Annotated in this window: 17 protein-coding genes and 1 other RNA gene; 7 read left to right on the forward strand and 11 right to left on the reverse strand. The window is 53.1% G+C overall.

From position 1 onward, the window contains the following. Positions 1–5: 5 nt before the first annotated feature. The 8 genes from K7X24_RS19490 to K7X24_RS19525 form a co-directional block, all read right to left on the reverse strand. Positions 6–722, reverse strand: coding sequence for a 4'-phosphopantetheinyl transferase (locus K7X24_RS19490; protein WP_224557761.1), 717 nt, complete (start codon positions 720–722; stop codon positions 6–8). A gap of 149 nt (positions 723–871) precedes the next feature. Next, on the reverse strand, positions 872–2149 hold the full coding sequence (locus K7X24_RS19495; RefSeq protein WP_224557763.1) for a NupC/NupG family nucleoside CNT transporter: 1278 nt from the start codon (positions 2147–2149) through the stop codon (positions 872–874). Positions 2150–2589: 440 nt separating this feature from the next. After that, positions 2590–3387, reverse strand: coding sequence for a TatD family hydrolase (locus tag K7X24_RS19500; protein ID WP_224557774.1), 798 nt, complete (start codon positions 3385–3387; stop codon positions 2590–2592). A 114-nt stretch (positions 3388–3501) separates the two neighbouring features. Further along, positions 3502–3690 carry a CsbD family protein gene (locus K7X24_RS19505; RefSeq protein ID WP_010284712.1) on the reverse strand — a complete coding sequence of 63 codons (189 nt, stop codon included), beginning with the start codon at positions 3688–3690 and terminating at the stop codon, positions 3502–3504. Positions 3691–3820: 130 nt separating this feature from the next. Then, positions 3821–3982, reverse strand: a complete 162-nt coding sequence (locus tag K7X24_RS19510; protein WP_003019081.1) for a DUF1328 domain-containing protein — start codon at positions 3980–3982, stop codon at positions 3821–3823. Positions 3983–4127: 145 nt separating this feature from the next. Then, positions 4128–4736: a molecular chaperone OsmY gene (gene osmY / locus K7X24_RS19515; RefSeq protein ID WP_010296295.1), complete on the reverse strand. Its 609-nt coding sequence runs from the start codon at positions 4734–4736 to the stop codon at positions 4128–4130. 504 nt (positions 4737–5240) lie between these two features. Beyond that, positions 5241–6830, reverse strand: a complete 1590-nt coding sequence (prfC, locus tag K7X24_RS19520) for a peptide chain release factor 3 (RefSeq protein ID WP_039481772.1) — start codon at positions 6828–6830, stop codon at positions 5241–5243. A gap of 208 nt (positions 6831–7038) precedes the next feature. Then, on the reverse strand, positions 7039–7737 hold the full coding sequence (locus tag K7X24_RS19525; protein WP_224557785.1) for a YtjB family periplasmic protein: 699 nt from the start codon (positions 7735–7737) through the stop codon (positions 7039–7041). Positions 7738–7893: 156 nt separating this feature from the next. On the opposite strand from K7X24_RS19525, the gene serB reads away from it, so the two are divergent. From serB to nadR, 3 genes are all read left to right on the forward strand, one after another. Then, entirely contained in the window at positions 7894–8871 is a 978-nt protein-coding gene (serB, locus tag K7X24_RS19530; protein WP_224557788.1) for a phosphoserine phosphatase, read from the forward strand. Positions 8872–8888: 17 nt separating this feature from the next. Further along, positions 8889–10271 carry a DNA repair protein RadA gene (radA, locus tag K7X24_RS19535; protein ID WP_224557802.1) on the forward strand — a complete coding sequence of 461 codons (1383 nt, stop codon included), beginning with the start codon at positions 8889–8891 and terminating at the stop codon, positions 10269–10271. A gap of 115 nt (positions 10272–10386) precedes the next feature. Further along, the gene (gene nadR / locus K7X24_RS19540; protein WP_224557813.1) at positions 10387–11640 is read left to right on the forward strand and encodes a multifunctional transcriptional regulator/nicotinamide-nucleotide adenylyltransferase/ribosylnicotinamide kinase NadR; all 1254 of its coding nucleotides are present in this window, start codon (positions 10387–10389) and stop codon (positions 11638–11640) included. Here the strand turns inward: nadR and K7X24_RS19545 are convergent. The 3 genes from K7X24_RS19545 to zapA form a co-directional block, all read right to left on the reverse strand. Continuing rightward, positions 11637–12284 carry a 5-formyltetrahydrofolate cyclo-ligase gene (locus K7X24_RS19545; protein WP_224557823.1) on the reverse strand — a complete coding sequence of 216 codons (648 nt, stop codon included), beginning with the start codon at positions 12282–12284 and terminating at the stop codon, positions 11637–11639. The two genes, nadR and K7X24_RS19545, sit on opposite strands and share 4 nt — an antisense overlap. Before the next feature lie 39 nt (positions 12285–12323). Continuing rightward, positions 12324–12507: non-coding RNA, 6S RNA (ssrS, locus tag K7X24_RS19550), on the reverse strand. 74 nt (positions 12508–12581) lie between these two features. Then, the gene (gene zapA / locus K7X24_RS19555) at positions 12582–12911 is read right to left on the reverse strand and encodes a cell division protein ZapA (protein WP_010284667.1); all 330 of its coding nucleotides are present in this window, start codon (positions 12909–12911) and stop codon (positions 12582–12584) included. Positions 12912–13103: 192 nt separating this feature from the next. On the opposite strand from zapA, the gene K7X24_RS19560 reads away from it, so the two are divergent. The 4 genes from K7X24_RS19560 to ubiI all read left to right on the forward strand — a co-directional run bounded on the left by K7X24_RS19560 (position 13104) and on the right by ubiI (position 17554). Continuing rightward, positions 13104–13691 carry a YecA family protein gene (locus tag K7X24_RS19560; RefSeq protein ID WP_224557825.1) on the forward strand — a complete coding sequence of 196 codons (588 nt, stop codon included), beginning with the start codon at positions 13104–13106 and terminating at the stop codon, positions 13689–13691. Positions 13692–13765: 74 nt separating this feature from the next. Further along, positions 13766–15091, forward strand: a complete 1326-nt coding sequence (gene pepP, locus K7X24_RS19565) for a Xaa-Pro aminopeptidase (protein WP_039493867.1) — start codon at positions 13766–13768, stop codon at positions 15089–15091. A 45-nt stretch (positions 15092–15136) separates the two neighbouring features. Continuing rightward, positions 15137–16315 (forward strand): 2-octaprenyl-6-methoxyphenyl hydroxylase, encoded by a 1179-nt coding sequence (gene ubiH, locus K7X24_RS19570; RefSeq protein ID WP_224557828.1) that lies wholly within the window; start codon positions 15137–15139, stop codon positions 16313–16315. A gap of 27 nt (positions 16316–16342) precedes the next feature. After that, entirely contained in the window at positions 16343–17554 is a 1212-nt protein-coding gene (gene ubiI / locus K7X24_RS19575; protein WP_224557829.1) for an FAD-dependent 2-octaprenylphenol hydroxylase, read from the forward strand. Positions 17555–17851 lie beyond the last annotated feature (297 nt).

The raw sequence follows: 17851 nt of genomic DNA on the forward strand, positions 1-17851 counted from the left end.
CTTTTTTAGCAGCAGAGAAAGGTGGTGACGTCGTACTCTCTTAACAGATACGCGCCTTTAAAACGGCGTCCGGCGTAAAACATTGGCGTCAGATCGGTCAGCAGTTCCAGCTCGAACTCGCGTTTGGTGATATCCAGCGCCACCAGTCGGGCATCCAGAAAATCGAAATAGTGCCTAACTTGCGGGTAAAGCGCCTTGAACAGGCTCTCCTTCGCCGAGAAGCTGATCGTCAGCAAACAGCTAAATGCCTCATCCCGCTCCTGAAACCACTGGAACTCTTCATCGCCAATGATGCCGGGCCACAGCGACTGCGCACGCTCGTCGGACATAAATCCTTCGATATCCACACCCACGCACGATAGCGCATCGCTACGTAAATGGGCGGCGCAGAGTACGCTGTCTTTGTTATGGCTCAGCGAACCAGCAATATTTCCCGGCCACTGCGGCGAGCGGTCTTCTCCGCTATGCAGAACAAAACCAGGGTGATCCAGCTTGTTCAACACATGTTTGGCAACACAACGCCCAGCCAAAAATTCGGCACGTCGTTTCGGTACGGCGCGCTCTAGCGCGTCGGAAAAAGGAATGTTCGCCTCGGCAAAAAGCGCGTCGTCGTAGGCAGACAAATGGAAATGGCAGCGTGCAGTAATACCTGGGTAGGCGGCACCGTCCGTTGCCCGTGGAAAAGAAATCCATTCAACATCATCAATAAAAGCAGAAAGCATGTTGCTCCACTCAGGCAAGCATATCGCACCCGCATTCGGTAAATGCTGCGCAAGCCACGCTTAAACCCTGAATAATGTAGGGGCTTAAACGAACAATGGACGACTTTCGCCGCCCATCATCTCGCTACTGCAAGAATGCCTGGTTACATTTACAGGGCCAGGAAGAACCCTGCGATGCAGGCGCTCATCAGGTTAGAAAGCGTACCTGCCGCAACCGCTTTCAAACCAAAGCGGGCAATATCCTGACGCCGAGTCGGTGCCATACTGCCCAAACCTCCAATAAGGATAGCAATAGACGAAAGGTTAGCAAAGCCGCACAGCGCGAACGAAATCACAGCTTTGGTATGATCCGACAGAACCTGCAAACCAGCGGCCTGCACCACCTCATCCGCTTTCAGATATTCACTGAAATTCAGGTAAGCAACGAACTCGTTGACGATCAGTTTTTGCCCAATGAACGAGCCCGCCACGGTTGCCTCACTCCACGGGATACCAATCAGGAACGCGACAGGCGCAAAGCACCAACCCAGAATCAGTTCCAGTGACAGCTGCGGGTAGTCAAACCAGCCGCCAATGCCGCCCAGAATACCGTTCAACACGGCGATCAAGGCGATAAACGCCAGCAGCATCGCCCCCACATTCAGCGCCAGCTGCATACCGGACGCCGCACCGCTTGCCGCCGCATCGATGACGTTAGCCGGGCGATCGTCTTCATCGACAAAGCCAACCATCTCATCATGGTCGTGCGTTTTTTCCGTTTCCGGCACCATCAGTTTGGCGAACAGTAACCCGCCCGGGGCAGCCATGAAGGACGCTGCAATCAGGTATTCCAACGGCACGCCCATCTGGGCATAGCCCGCCATCACCGCACCGGCAATTGAGGCCAACCCACCACACATCACGGCAAACAGTTCTGACTGCGTCATGTTGGCAATATACGGACGGACCACCAGCGGCGCTTCCGTTTGACCGACAAAGATATTGGCCGTCGCAGAGAGCGATTCAGTACGGGAGGTGCCTAGCAGTTTCTGCAATCCGCCACCGAGTACCTTGATGACGATCTGCATAATGCCCATGTAGTACAACACGGCGATCAGAGAAGAGAAAAAGACGATAATCGGCAAGACGCGGAGTGCGAAAACAAAGCCACCACCGCCAAATACTTCGAACATTTTGTCGGAGACCAGACCGCCAAACATGAACGAAACGCCTTGATTTCCGTAGGCGATAACGTTTGCTACACCGCCCGTCAAACCTTCCAGAATCTTGCGGCCTACTGGTACATACAGCACCAGCGCACCGATACCGATCTGAAGAATGAAAGCACCGGCTACGGTGCGCAATCTGATAGCTTTACGGTTATTGGACAGCATAACCGCGCACAGCATCAGAACAATCATGCCGATGAGACTCATAACGAGTTGCATGTGTAGTTCCCTATAACGCATGAAAAAGTGAGAGCATAATAAAAATCGGGTCACCAGAACGGTAAACACGCGCTGGCGAACTAATCCCATACTCTAAATAATTCAAGTTTCAGGCAGGCGGCAAGCGAAGGCATCCCGATGAGCTTACTCAGGTAAGTGATTCGGGTAACTGAACGCGGCCAACGCACATGTAACTTGAAGTATGACGAGTATAAAGACAGGCCCGTGAAGGTCGCTAATTTATGTCACAAATACATACAACATCGAACAGTCAAAAACACTGAAAAGTGATCTTCATCACAATTTTATGGTTGGCATATGAAATCGAAATGACTGTTCTGCTTGTTGTTGCACAGAAATAACAGAAAAGCGGAAGCAAAAGATTCTTCCACTTGGGGGAATCGTAGTGGTGTAACAGTAGCGTCGTAACACTTTCAGCGTTACGTCGGGCTCAGCCGTCCAAACAGCCTGAATGAATTCTGCCACAGCGCTTCGGCAATCTCTTCAGGCGATTCTGCACGTAGCTCACACAGCGTTTGAAATGCGCACGAAATACGTTCAGGTCGGTTTGGCTGCCCCTGATAACCACTCATCGGCATATCGGGCGCGTCGGTTTCCAGCAGCAGCCGATCTAACGGCAGCTGCGCGATTGCCTGACGCGTTTTATTCGCTCTGTCATAGGTTATGGTTCCCCCTACGCCGATGTAATAGCCCAGCCGGATAAAAGCCTGCGCCTGTGCCAGGCTACCTGCAAACCCGTGAACCACGCCGGTACGCGGCACATCGATACGGCGCAGTAATTGCGCCAGCCTGTCGTGGCTGCGTCGCGAGTGCAGAATCGTCGGGAGATCGTATTTTTTCGCCAGCCGAAGCTGAGTATCAAGGAAGGTAAGCTGCCGCTCAAACTGCGGTTCCGGCATATAGAGATCCAACCCAATCTCCCCCACCGCCACCAGTTTGGCGGGTAACTGGCGCAGTTCGTCTTCCAGACGGAGCAGGTCGCTCTCCTGATGCTCGGCGATATAAAGCGGGTGAAGGCCCAGTGCGGCGTAGAGCGGTGAGTAAGTGCGAGTGAGCGTCAACACGCGCTCAAAATGCTGAGAAGCCACGGCAGGAATGATGATGCGCTCAACCCCAGCATCTTGCGCCAGATGCAAGCTTTCCGGTGCATCATCATAGAATAAGGGGAAATCAAAATGGCAGTGGGTATCGATAAAACGGTATCGTTCAGAAAGCACGTTGCTTCTCTCCGTCAAGATTAGACCCGTCAAGATAAGGCGACCTAATCTACGCCCAAGAACTATCCTGCCAAAACCTCATGGCAGAATCGGACTTGTCGTTGCGGTGAGGCCTCAGTGTAACGTGGTTTTCTCTGAGGATACCTCTTCGTGCGCTTTTCCGTAACCCTCTTGCAAGACACCGGACAGGTAATCGTTACTCCCTTCCAGCCAGGCGCAGTCGCTGTCAAACCAATCGGCCCACAGCGCGAGGAAATTCCCTTTCCACTGTTTCCATTTGCCAACAACGATATCGCTATTCATCATAAACCTCCTGATAAACTGTCGAAATGCAGCAAATACGTGAACAGTGTGCCGGTAAAATATGACAGCCGCGTGGCGCGGCTGTGTGCTCTGTATGACATTTCTTTCTATAGAGAAAGAATGCGCTGTGCTACGGCCGTTTCCGACCCGTGAACAAGCTAACCAGAAACAGAATAATACCGACTACAAAGACGATTTTTGCCGCGCCAGCTGCTGTGCCGGCCAACCCGCCGAAACCCAGTGCCGCAGCAATGAGTGCGATGACTAAAAATATAATGCCCCAACGAAACATACGCTCTCCTTACCAGACAAAATGAAAAATCATGGTGGTCATCCTGACGCGATTCTTGCGTCCTGACTGCGTATCCACAGGTGGTGTTTTATTATGCGGATTAGGTAGGGTTATCCGCCATTACGGATAACCCAGTATCAAATGGTTATTTAACTGTCAGGTCGTTCTTGACGCTTTTCACACCGTCGACGGCCTTCGCAATACTCTCAGCACGGTCGGACTGTGCTTTGTTATCCACCCCGCCGCTCAGTTGCACGACGCCAGCCTGCGTTTCGACTTTCACTTTACGGGACGGAACAATGTCATCCGCCAACAGCTTGGCCTTAATGGTGCTGGTAATCACGGCATCATCGGCATACGCGCCAACCGATTGTGATTGATTATCTTTCACCTGCAGTTTATCGCTGACAGACTGGACACCCTCAACCTGCGTAGTGATTTCTACCGCACGGGAGCTCAATTCCTGACTACCGACAAAGCCGCTCAGCGTGACGACGCCATTTGATGTTTCAACGGAAATATCGCTGCTGGTAATCGATTTGTCTTCCAACAATGCACTCTTCACTTTTGCTGTGATAGCGCTGTCACTGACGTAGCCAGAGGCTTTATTGGCGGAGCTATCGATTTTTGCACCCGTTGTGTCCGCGATACGCTCTACTTTCTGCCCTAACGTTTCTTCAGCCATAGCACCGCCAGCCAGAATCGACCCCAGAGCAACTACGATCAGCGATTGTGTCAATTTGGTCTTTTTCATCGATGTCTTCCTTCTTATGCTCTTCTATAAACCCGAAAAACCGATTTGGGTCACGTTAACGCCTGCACCGTCATCAGCAAATCAAGGTGATAATGACGTTATCAATACTCCGATGATTCCCTCTACTTGCATAAAAAAATCAGAGTATTGAATTGCAAAGACGAAACAAATCAAAATAATGAACCAACTTAAATTGCACTAACAGTTGAACAAGCTAAATCAGTTAACACGCTGTTAACTATAGCCTACAGAATGGAAAATCACAGAGGAACAGGGGAATAGGCGCAGCAATTCAGATTTGTCTGTTGCACTGAAACGAGAAATAAAAGCAGGAAGGAAAAAAGACTAATACATTGTTTTTTAATACATTTAAAAATAAAAACACCCGGCACTTTTGGCCTAAAGCCAAGCATAACCGGGTGATGATTATTTTAACAACATGGTCACTATTTAAACGCCACAGCCACTACTCTTTTCGTGAAACCGTGGCACTACCAATCAAAATTAATGCTCACGCGTTTGGTGGAACTTCACTTCTGGATAGCGTTCCCGCGTCAGGTTCAGGTTCACCATCGTCGGTGCGATATAGGCCAGATTATCACCGCCATCCAGCGCCAGATGCTGTTCGTTCTTACGCTTAAACTCTTCGAATTTCTTCACATCGCTGCACTCAACCCAGCGCGCGGTAGAAACGTTCACTGACTCGTAAATCGCCTCAACGTTGTATTCCGTTTTCAGACGAGCAACCACCACATCAAATTGCAGCACACCGACCGCACCCACGATAAGGTCGTTGTTGGTCAATGGACGGAAGACCTGCACCGCGCCTTCCTCGGACAGCTGTACCAGCCCTTTAAGCAGCTGTTTCTGCTTGAGCGGGTCACGCAGGCGGATACGACGGAACAGTTCCGGCGCAAAGTTGGGGATACCAGTGAATTTCATGTCTTCACCCTGCGTAAACGTATCACCAATCTGGATAGTGCCGTGGTTGTGTAACCCGATGATATCGCCGGGGTAGGCTTCTTCAATGTGGGAACGGTCGCCCGCCATAAAGGTCAGCGCGTCTGAAATCACCACGTCTTTGCCAGTACGCACCTGACGCAGCTTCATGCTTTTTTCATATCTCCCGGACACGACGCGCATAAAGGCCACGCGGTCACGGTGTTTCGGGTCCATGTTGGCCTGAATCTTGAACACAAAGCCGGTGAATTTCTCTTCCGCTGCCGTCACTTCACGCGTATCTGTTTTACGCGGCATCGGCGCAGGTGCCCAGGCGATTAGCCCATCCAGCATATGGTCAACGCCGAAGTTCCCCAGCGCCGTACCAAAGAAGACTGGCGTCAGTTCACCTGCCAGAAATGCGTCCAGTTCAAATTCGTGCGATGCCCCTTGCACCAGCTCCAGCTCTTCACGCAGCTGTGCAGCCAGCTCTTCGCCAACGGCGGTATCCAGTTCCGGGTTATCCAGCCCTTTAACGATACGCACTTCCTGAATCGTATGGCCTTTACCGGTCTGATACAGATAGGTTTCGTCTTTATAAAGGTGGTACACGCCTTTGAACAGTTTACCGCAGCCAATCGGCCAGGTAATCGGTGCGCAGGCAATCTTAAGCTCGCTCTCGACTTCATCCAGCACTTCCATCGGATCGCGGATGTCACGGTCAAGTTTGTTCATGAACGTCAGAATCGGGGTGTCGCGCAGACGAGTGACTTCCATCAGCTTACGCGTACGATCTTCGACCCCTTTCGCGGCGTCGATCACCATCAGGCAACAGTCCACCGCCGTCAGCGTACGATAGGTATCTTCGGAGAAATCTTCGTGCCCTGGGGTATCCAGCAGGTTAACCAGACATTCGCGGTAGGGAAACTGCATCACGGACGTGGTGATGGAGATACCACGCTGTTTTTCCATCTCCATCCAGTCGGATTTCGCATGCTGGTTCGAACCACGCCCTTTTACCGTACCGGCAGTCTGGATCGCCTGTCCGAACAGCAGGACCTTTTCGGTAATCGTGGTTTTACCGGCATCGGGGTGAGAAATGATAGCGAACGTTCTTCTTTTGGAGACTTCGCGGGCGTATTCACTTGGAGACATGATTTTCAGGTTTCTTTTGTTAGCCACCCGGCGTCAGCATCAAGTCAACAACACACCGATGTCAGATCGTCAGGCAAAGCGGAAATAAACTGTAGCCGAGCATTTTCCCTGATTTAACGTGCAGACACAATCGGTGATGGCATAAACAGCAAAGCAGGTCGCTATCACCTGCTTTGCTGTTTATTTAGTACGCCTAGCCACCAACGTATCAGAGGCTTTTCTCTTCCCCGTCTTTTTTCACTACCGCGCCGCTGTCCGGCAGCGTTTCACGTTCCACCTCATCCCCTTCTTCTTTCACTGGCGTACTGGCGGTGAGAAGGTAAGGCGACTGCTGCCAGCGAGTTCGATGATTCTGCAAGAGCGTACGGGTCAGAATGATGCCGATAGCCAGTGAAAGCAAAATCATCAGACGCAGAATATTGGTCGTGTTATCGACCTGTCTGGCTTCGGTCGCCAGCACATGGGTATCTAAGGTAATCCGCAGGAAGCCGATCGGCCCTTCTTTTCCCTCAATCGGCTGTACCAGTTGATGGTTAAAGTAGCTACCGACCCGATTGCCGTCCAGCGCCAGCCGATCTCTCAACTGCACTTGCTCACCAATATGCGCCACCAGCGAGCCGTCCTGCTGATACACGCCAGCATCCAGAATGCGGCTGTGATCGGTAAGCTGTTTAAGGATGGTATTAATTTTTTGACTATTATCATCCACGCTGCCCATCAGCGGAGAAAGGCTGTAAGCCACCTGTCTGGAGAGCGTACGCGCCAGATCTTCAACCTGTTCAGATCGTGCCATCTGGTGGCTCAAACTGAAATAGGACGCACCTTGCATTAATACCACTAGCAGAGCGAGGCAAATCAGCACAATTGCCGTGCGGTGTAGACGAAATTTCACCCGGGCGCGAACCATGATAATCCTTACACGATTTGGATACTTTCATGTTGCCAGAAGCGCCAACGATAGGATAGCTTGTTGCCCAGTTTTTGGAGGGATATGTTCGGTCGACGCCACATCCTTCTTTATCACACGACTTTATCGCACTACTGCCAGCAGAGGATTTACCCCATGTCGAATAGTCTGACCTATCGTGACCTCCCTGATGAGATCAACTGTTGGCCGGGACTGCCATTATCACTGAGCGGTGACGAAGTGATGCCGCTTGACTACCGCGCTGGCGACACTGGCTGGCTTATTTATAGCGACGTCCTCGATAAAAACCTGATTTCCCGCTACCAGCGTAAACTGGGCTGTGCGATGGTGATCGTGAGCGCCTGGAACGTGGGCGATTATCAGGTCGTGCGTTTGGCTGGCACGCTGACCCCACGCGCAACCAAACTGGCCCACGAACTGGGCATCGATGTCGCGGCCATGCGTAACGCGCCAACGCTGCGTTCGCCGGGTTTACTGGTGATGGACATGGATTCCACCGCGATTCAGATCGAATGTATTGATGAAATCGCCAAACTGGCGGGTACAGGCGAACTGGTCGCTGAAGTTACCGAACGCGCGATGCGTGGCGAGCTGGATTTCGCTGACAGTCTGCGCCAGCGCGTAGGGACATTAAAAGGTGCCGACGCCAATATTTTACAGACGGTGCGTAAAACGCTGCCGCTGATGCCGGGCCTGCGTAATATGGTTAGTCAGCTTCAGGAAGCAGGCTGGCACGTCGCGATTGCATCGGGCGGGTTTACCTACTTTGCTGATTATTTACGTGATGAGTTAGGTCTGATCGCCGCCGTTGCCAACGAATTAGGCATGCAAGACGGCAAGTTGACCGGCGACATCATCGGCACGATTGTCGATGCAAAATATAAAGCGACCACGCTGCAACAGCTGGCGGAAAAGCTGGAAATCCCAATGCATCAGACCGTTGCGATTGGTGACGGCGCAAACGATCTGCCGATGATCAAGGTAGCCAGCTTAGGCATTGCCTATCACGCCAAACCGAAGGTCAATGAGCAATCTGCGGTGACTATCCGTCATGCCGACCTGACTGGTGTACTATGCATCCTCAGCGGCAGCATGAGACACGAAAAGCGTTAATCAGTGGGAGGTGATACGTGGCAAAAGCCGTCAAACGGGCGTTTGTATGTAATGAATGCGGGGCTGACTACCCGCGCTGGCAAGGGCAATGTAGCGCCTGCCATGCCTGGAATACCATTACCGAAGTCCGCCTGGCCTCGGCGTCTGTGTCACGTTCTGACCGTCTCACTGGCTATGCAGGCGAAAGCGCTGGCGTCAGCCGGGTACAGAAGCTCTCGGAAATCAGTCTTGAAGCCCTGCCGCGCTTTTCTACCGGCTTTCAGGAGTTTGACCGCGTTCTGGGCGGCGGCGTCGTTCCCGGCAGCGCCATTCTGATCGGCGGTAGCCCCGGCGCGGGTAAAAGCACCCTGCTGTTGCAAACGCTCTGCAAGCTGTCAGAAAACATGAAAACCCTGTATGTCACCGGCGAAGAATCGTTGCAGCAGGTGGCAATGCGGGCGCACAGACTCAATCTGCCGACCCAAAATCTCAACATGCTGTCGGAAACCAGCATCGAACAGATTTGCCTGATTGCCGAGCAGGAACAGCCGAAGCTGATGGTGATCGACTCCATTCAGGTCATGCATCTCGCCGATATTCAATCGTCTCCCGGCAGCGTGGCGCAGGTGCGTGAAACCGCCGCCTACCTAACGCGCTTCGCCAAAACGCGCGGCGTTGCTATCGTCATGGTCGGCCACGTCACCAAAGACGGTTCGCTCGCCGGGCCAAAAGTATTGGAACACTGCATCGATTGCTCCGTGCTGCTGGATGGCGATGCCGATTCTCGCTTCCGCACCCTGCGCAGCCATAAAAACCGTTTCGGCGCCGTTAATGAGCTGGGCGTGTTCGCGATGACGGAACAAGGTCTACGCGAGATCAGCAATCCGTCGGCGATTTTCCTCAGCCGCGGAGACGAAATCACGTCCGGCAGTTCGGTCATGGTGGTGTGGGAAGGCACACGTCCGCTGCTGGTCGAAATTCAGGCGCTGGTGGATCAATCGATGATGGCCAACCCGCGTCGCGTGGCGGTCGGGCTGGAGCAAAACCGATTAGCCATCCTGCTGGCGGTGCTGCATCGCCACGGCGGCTTGCAGATGTCGGATCAGGATGTATTCGTGAATGTCGTCGGCGGCGTTAAAGTCACCGAAACCAGTGCCGACCTGGCGCTGTTGCTATCGCTGGTCTCCAGCTTCCGCGACCGCCCGCTGCCGCAAGATCTTGTCATTTTCGGTGAAGTCGGTCTGGCGGGCGAAATCCGCCCGGTTCCCAGCGGACAAGAGCGGATTACCGAAGCCGCCAAGCACGGCTTCAAACGCGCCATCGTTCCTCATGCCAATATGCCGAAGAAAGCCCCTGCCAGCATGCAGGTGTTCGGTGTGAAAAAGTTAGCCGACGCACTGGCGCTCCTCGACGATCTGTAAACACATCACGGAGAAGAACGCCTCCCATCTCAGCTAAACAGGAATGTGAAAGAGTGGCAGATATTGCCTTATCTTGTGGTATTTTGTTTAGTAGGCTAAACAAGAGTATTGCACCATGTCATCATTTGATTACCTGAAATCTGCTATCCGCCAGAAGGGTTGCACCCTACAGCAGGTTGCCGACGCAACCGATATGACCAAAGGCTATCTCAGTCAATTACTTAATGCCAAAATCAAAAGCCCTAGCGCACAGAAGCTGGAAGCGCTGCATCGCTTTCTTGAACTGGAATTTCCTCGCTACGAAAAGAATATTGGCATCGTCTTCGGCAAGTTCTATCCACTACACACCGGCCATATTTATCTGATTCAGCGTGCATGCAGCCAGGTCGATGAACTGCATGTGATTTTAGGTTACGACGAACCGCGCGACCGCCTGCTGTTTGAAAACAGCTCGATGTCACAACAGCCTACCGTCAGCGACCGCCTGCGCTGGCTGCTACAAACCTTTAAGTATCAGAAAAATATTCATATTCACGCCTTCAATGAGCAAGGAATGGAGCCTTACCCGCACGGCTGGGATGTGTGGAGTAAAGGGATTCAGGCGTTTATGCAGGAAAAAAGCATCACGCCAAATTTCGTCTACACCAGCGAAGAGCAGGATGCCGCACAATACCGCGAGCATCTGGGCATTGAGGCCGTCCTGATCGACCCGCAGCGATCTTTTATGAACATCAGCGGTTCACAGATCCGCCACGATCCCTTCCGCTACTGGGACTATATCCCGACCGAAGTGAAGCCGTTCTTTGTGCGTACCGTTGCCATTCTTGGCGGCGAATCCAGCGGTAAATCCACACTGGTGAACAAGCTGGCAAATATCTTCAACACCACCAGCGCCTGGGAATATGGTCGCGATTACGTGTTCTCCCATCTGGGTGGCGACGAGATGGCGCTGCAATATTCCGACTACGACAAGATTGCGTTGGGCCAAGCGCAGTACATTGATTTTGCGGTCAAATACGCCAATAAAGTGGCCTTTATCGACACCGATTTCGTCACCACACAGGCGTTCTGCAAGAAATATGAGGGCCGTGAGCACCCGTTCGTTCAGGCGCTGGTCGACGAATACCGCTTCGATCTGGTGATTTTGCTGGAAAACAATACGCCGTGGGTGGCCGACGGGCTGCGCAGTTTAGGTAGCACCAGCGCCCGCTCGGAGTTCCAGGACCTGCTGAAAACGATGCTGGCTAACAATAATATCCCATACGTTTACATCAAAGAGTCAGACTACGATTCGCGTTTTCTGCACTGTGTGGAATTGGTACAGCAGATGTTGGGTCACGATCGGCTACCCGAACCGATCAAAAGCTAGCGCATATTCCACTGCCAATGGTGGGAGGGGGTAATAACTTCCGGTAGCGGGATGTCCCAACTTTCAATCGGCAGTGTATCAACCTGCTGACAATCGTGGGCCAGGCCAATCGGGTAAGGCCCACGAGACATCTGGTTGCGATACTGTAACGTACGATCGTAAAAACCGCCCCCCATACCCAGCCGCTGCCCCTGATGATCAAACGCCACCAGCGGTGTCAGCAGGACGTCTAACTGTGGTAACGGCAGCACCTGACGTACATCCAGACACGGCTCCATAATCTTCAGACGATTGCGCACCAGCTCAGTGTCCGGTGCATAGCGCAGGAACAACAGATGCCCAGTACGAAACGGATGCAGAACCGGCAAATAAACGCACTTCTCCTGCTGCCACAGCTGTTGAATCAGCGGGTGCGTATCCAGTTCGCCATCAAATGACAGAAATACCGCCACACTCTCTGCCTGTATGATTTTCGGGTGCGCCATGACGCGTTCACTCGCCTGCTGCGCAAAGCGCGACTGCTGCTCTGGCGTCAGTAAACGACGCTGCTGACGCACAGCCTGACGAATCTGCTGACGCGATGCTGCCGTAGAAGAGAGTGAAGTATCGGGAAGTGCCGATGAAGATGAATCAGAAGATGACATGGGCTGCATTCGCCACGGGTCAAAAATGATAAAAGAAAGGGAATCTCCGAGATGCCGCCGCAGGCTGTAACCCTTGAACCCTTGGTTCAAGGTGAACATAACGTCGCAGTTTTAAGGCTTCTCGGACGAACCGAGCGTGCTCACCAACCGCAGAGCATTACATTCTGTTGGTATGAAATATCGGCTCAGGGGACTGGCCCGCTGACGAACATCTCAGAGAAATTTTATTCGTTACTTGCAATAAACCTTAGCACGTCTTATCGAGTAAAAACACCGTACTTTTGTGAAAATACGACGTTATTCAAATTGTGCACCTTGGCGTTCCGTGATCTTGCCTTGTTCCAGCAGCGCCTGTTCGATCGTCTGCTGCAACATACGAATACGCTGTTCCATATTCGACGCATAATCACGAGTCTTACCCCGCTCCTGCGCCAATTCATGACACACATTCAGCGCGGCAATAAACACCAGTTGCTCAGTGTTTGTGACTCTAGTGCGAACTTTAAGATCTTGCAACCGCTGGTTAAGATCTTCCGCCGCCTGATTCAACGCATCTTGTTGTTCTGGCGGGCAATTCACTCTTAACGAACGGCCAAAAATTTGAATATCTACTGGTTGTGCAGACATACCACCTTCCTGCCTTTTGTCGTTCTTACGCCCGCGTGCCACATAGCATGAGCATTACCCGTTACATCGGGCTCGTTAAAGCGGGCGCAACTATATATAGCCGAGATCTAAGATACAAGCCCTTTCTGGAATCGAAAGGGAGCTTGGTGGTAGCATAGCACGAACCCATCCAGCCAATGATGATGAATCCGCATGTCTATAGAGAATACGTTTCCTGCCTATGAAGGCCTTGACCAACTGCTTCACCAACAGCAGGTCGCGCTGACCGCAGCAGAAATGCACGGTTTGATCAGTGGGATGCTGTGTGGTGGAAACCATGACGACAGTTGGAGAACGCTGGTTTTTGAACTGACTAACGAAGGCATGGCGTTTACCCAAACGCTGTCGCAGCCGCTTCAGGAGCTGTATCAGGCCACGCGTGAAGCGCTGGAAGATGACGGCTTTCTGTTCCAACTTTTCCTGCCGGACGACTCGCAGGATGACGTGAGCGTTTTCGATCGCGCTGACGCGCTGGCAGGCTGGGTCAACCACTTCCTGCTCGGGCTGGGCGTGGCTCAGTCACAGTTGAACAAAGCCAAAGGCGAGCTGAAAGAAGCTATCGAAGATTTACGCAACATCGCACAGCTGGGCTACGACGAAGATGAAGACCAGGAAGAACTGGCGCAATCACTGGAAGAAATCATTGAGTATGTTCGCGTCTCTGCCATTTTGTGCCATACCGAATTTACCAGCCAACACGTTGTGACTGTGCCCGAGCAGCAAAAGCCAACGCTGCACTAAATAACGTAGAAAGGCATGCCTTATTCAGGGCGGAAGGGAAAGGCAACCGCACGGACTATTTTCAGGAGCAGGTGATGAATCCACAAGAATTTCTTCGTCGTCGTCAGGGTCTGTTGGAAAAAATGGCACCGGGCAGCGCGGCGATTATTTTTGCCGCGCCGGAAGCGCAGCGCAATGCCGACAGTGACTATCCTTATCGTCAAAATAGCGATTTCTGGTATTTCACGGGATTCAACGAACCAGAAGCCGTTCTGCTACTGGTAAAAAGCGATGCCAAACATCATCACAGCGTGATCTTCAACCGCGTACGCGATCTGACAGCCGAAATCTGGTTTGGTCGTCGTCTCGGTCAGGAAGCGGCACCAGCGAAACTCGGCGTTGACCGCGCGCTGCCATTTGGCGAAATCGGCGCACAGTTGCATCTATTATTGAATGGGTTGGACGTGGTGTACCACGCACAAGGGCAGTACGATTATGCCGACAAACTGGTCTTCGCCGCGCTAGACACCTTGCGCAACGGCTCCCGTCAGGGCTTTGCTGCCCCGGCTACGCTGACAGACTGGCGCCCGTGGGTGCATGAGATGCGCCTGTTTAAATCACCAGAAGAAATTAGCGTGATGCGCCGCGCCTGTGAAATTACCGCGCTGGCCCACACCCGCGCCATGCAAAAATGCCGTCCCGGCATGTATGAATATCAGCTTGAAGGCGAAATTCACCACGAATTTACCCGTCACGGGGCGCGTTATCCTTCTTACAACACCATCGTCGGCAGCGGTGACAACGCCTGCATCCTGCATTACACCGAAAATGAAACGCAAATGCGTGACGGTGATTTAGTGCTGATTGACGCCGGCTGTGAATACAAAAGCTATGCTGGCGACATTACCCGCACCTTCCCCGTCAACGGCAAATTTACCGCGCCGCAGCGTGCCATTTACGACATCGTGCTGCGCTCACAGCTGCGTGCGCTGGAACTGTTTGGCCCAGGTCGTAGCATCCGTGAAGTGAACGAAGAAGTGGTGCGCATCATGGTCAGCGGGCTTATCAAGCTCGGCGTGCTGAAAGGTGAAGTGGAAGAGCTGATTGCCGAGCAGGCACATCGCCAGTTCTTCATGCACGGTCTCAGCCACTGGCTGGGTCTGGACGTGCACGACGTTGGAAATTACGGCACCACCGATCGGGGCCGCCCGCTTGAACCGGGTATGGTACTGACCATCGAGCCGGGTCTTTACATCGCACCTGATGCCAAAGTGCCGCAGCAGTACCGGGGAATCGGCGTACGTATCGAAGATAACATCGTGATCACCGAAAACGGCAATGAAAACCTGACGGCAGGCGTAATCAAAGACGCTGATGCCATCGAGGCGCTCATGGCGCAGCAGCATGATAAGCAACACTAAGCAGCGCTTTCAAAGGGCAACGACATCATTGCAAAGGACAACAGCATGGCGGTCATGATTGTCGGTGGTGGGATGGCAGGCGCAACGCTGGCGCTGGCGATATCGCGGCTTTCGCAGGGCGCAATCCCGGTCGATCTTATCGAGGCGCACTCGCCACTCGGCAAGGAACATCCGGGTTTTGACGCACGCGCCATCGCGCTGTCTGACGGCACTCGTCAACAGCTAGCAGCGTTAGGCATCTGGCAAGCGCTGTCGGGTAACGCAACGGCGATAACCGACATTCACGTCAGCGAACGCGGGCACGCCAGTGTGGTGAATCTGAAGGCCTCGGACTATCACGTTCAGGCGTTAGGCCATGTGGTTGAACTGCACGACGTCGGGCAACGCCTGTTTTCCCTGCTGCAACAGGCTCCGAGCGTGCGTCTGCATTGCCCGGCCAAAGTCGTTGCTGTCACGCGAACGCAGGATAATGCAACGCTAACGCTGGACGACGGCACCGAGCTAACGGGCCAACTGCTGGTCGCCGCCGATGGCTCACATTCCATGCTGTCGCAGTCCTGCGGCATTCAATGGCAGCAGCATGATTATGATCAGATTGCGACCATCGCCAATGTAACAACCGCAGAACCCCATCGCGGACGCGCGTTCGAGCGGTTTACTCCGCACGGCCCGCTGGCGCTCTTGCCGATGAGTAACGGTCGCAGTTCGCTCGTCTGGTGCCATGATAAACACCGTCAACATGAGGTCGATAGCTGGAGTGAAGCAGACTTTCGCCAACAGCTACAGCAGGCTTTTGGCTGGCGTCTGGGGCCGTTCACCCACATCGGCGAACGCCACAGCTATCCACTGCGCTTACTCACGGCCAGCCAGCATATTAGCCATCGGCTGGCGCTGGTGGGTAACGCCGCGCAAACGTTGCACCCGATTGCCGGACAGGGCTTTAATCTGGGGATTCGCGATGTCATGTCGCTGGCGGAAACCCTCGTCGATACAGCGAAAAAACAGCAGGATATCGGCCAGTACAGCGTACTCAGCGGCTACCAACAGCGGCGCGAGCCCGACCAACACACCACGGTGGCGATCACCGATGGACTGGTCAGGCTATTCGCCAACCGCTATGCCGCGCTGACCGTCAGCCGCAATCTGGGACTGATCGCCATGAATAACCTACCGCTAATGCGCGACGCCTTTGCTCGTCGCACGCTGGGCTGGGTAGAACGTTAATTAAGCTCGCCAACAGGAAATACGGAAATGCAATCATTCGACGTGGTTATTGCCGGTGGCGGTATGGTCGGTCTGGCGCTAGCCTGCGGCTTACAGGGCAGCGGCCTGCGCATCGCCGTTCTGGAGAAACAGGTGGCCGAACCTCAGCCGCTCGGGAAAGACTATGCCCTGCGCGTCTCCGCCATTAATGCCGCCAGCGAATGCCTCCTGCGCCATATCGGCGTCTGGGAAAATCTCGTGGCGCAACGCGTCAGTCCTTACAACGATATGCAGGTATGGGACAAAGACAGCTTCGGTAAAATCAGCTTTAGCGGCGAAGAATTCGGCTTTTCCCACCTTGGGCATATCATTGAAAATCAGGTGATTCAGCAGGTACTGTGGCAACGCGCCTCTCAGTTAAGCGATATCACCCTGCTCTCCCCCGCGTCGTTAAAACAGGTTGCCTGGGGTGAGAACGACGCCTTTATTACGCTGCAGGATGACAGCATGCTGACCGCTCGGCTGGTCGTCGCTGCGGACGGCGCCCATTCGTGGCTGCGCCAGCATGCGGATATTCCGCTGACCTTTTGGGACTACGGCCATCACGCGCTGGTCGCCAACATTCGTACTGAACATCCCCATCAGTCCGTTGCGCGTCAGACGTTTCACGGCGACGGTATTCTGGCGTTCTTGCCGCTGGACGATCCGCACCTTTGCTCGATTGTCTGGTCGCTTTCTCCGGAGCAGGCTCAGGCGATACAGAGCTTATCTGCCGAAGAGTTCAATCGTCAGGTCGCGATGGCGTTTGATATGCGCCTGGGGCTGTGTGAGCTGGAAAGCGAGCGCCAGACTTTCCCTCTGACCGGACGCTACGCCCGCAGTTTTGCGGCACACCGGCTGGTGCTGGTCGGCGACGCGGCGCACACCATTCATCCGCTGGCAGGGCAAGGTGTCAATCTGGGCTTTATGGATGTCGCCGAACTGATTGCGGAAGTGAAGCGCTTACAGGCGCAGGGAAAAGACATCGGCCAACACCTTTATCTGCGCCGCTATGAACGTCGCCGCAAACATAGCGCTGCGGTGATGCTCGCCAGCATGCAGGGGTTCCGCGAACTGTTTGACGGTGACAATCCGGCGAAAAAGCTGCTGCGCGATGTCGGTCTGGTGCTGGCGGACAAACTGCCCGGTATTAAACCCACGCTGGTTCGTCAGGCAATGGGATTGCACGATCTACCAGACTGGCTTAGCGCCGGAAAATAATAAAAACAGAATGGATAATAAGCCTCGCCGCTTAAGCGGCGAGTTATCAATAACGTTTTCTTTTTAATTAAAACACTAACTTCTTCAACCATCCCCCTTGTTATTTTAGCCACTCGTCTTTTTTATTTATATAAAAAACCATCACTCAAATATAGTTAGCATGGTAATAAATAAATTTTATCCCGTATGAGCATTTAACATTAAAAACAAACAATTATAGAGTTTTGGAAGGGGCATCTTTCTGACAGAAATCATATTTATTATTAAATAGTCGAGTTCTTCTTTTGTTCAATAAAG

The organism is Pectobacterium versatile, assembly GCF_020166435.1.
Taxonomy (GTDB): domain Bacteria; phylum Pseudomonadota; class Gammaproteobacteria; order Enterobacterales; family Enterobacteriaceae; genus Pectobacterium; species Pectobacterium versatile.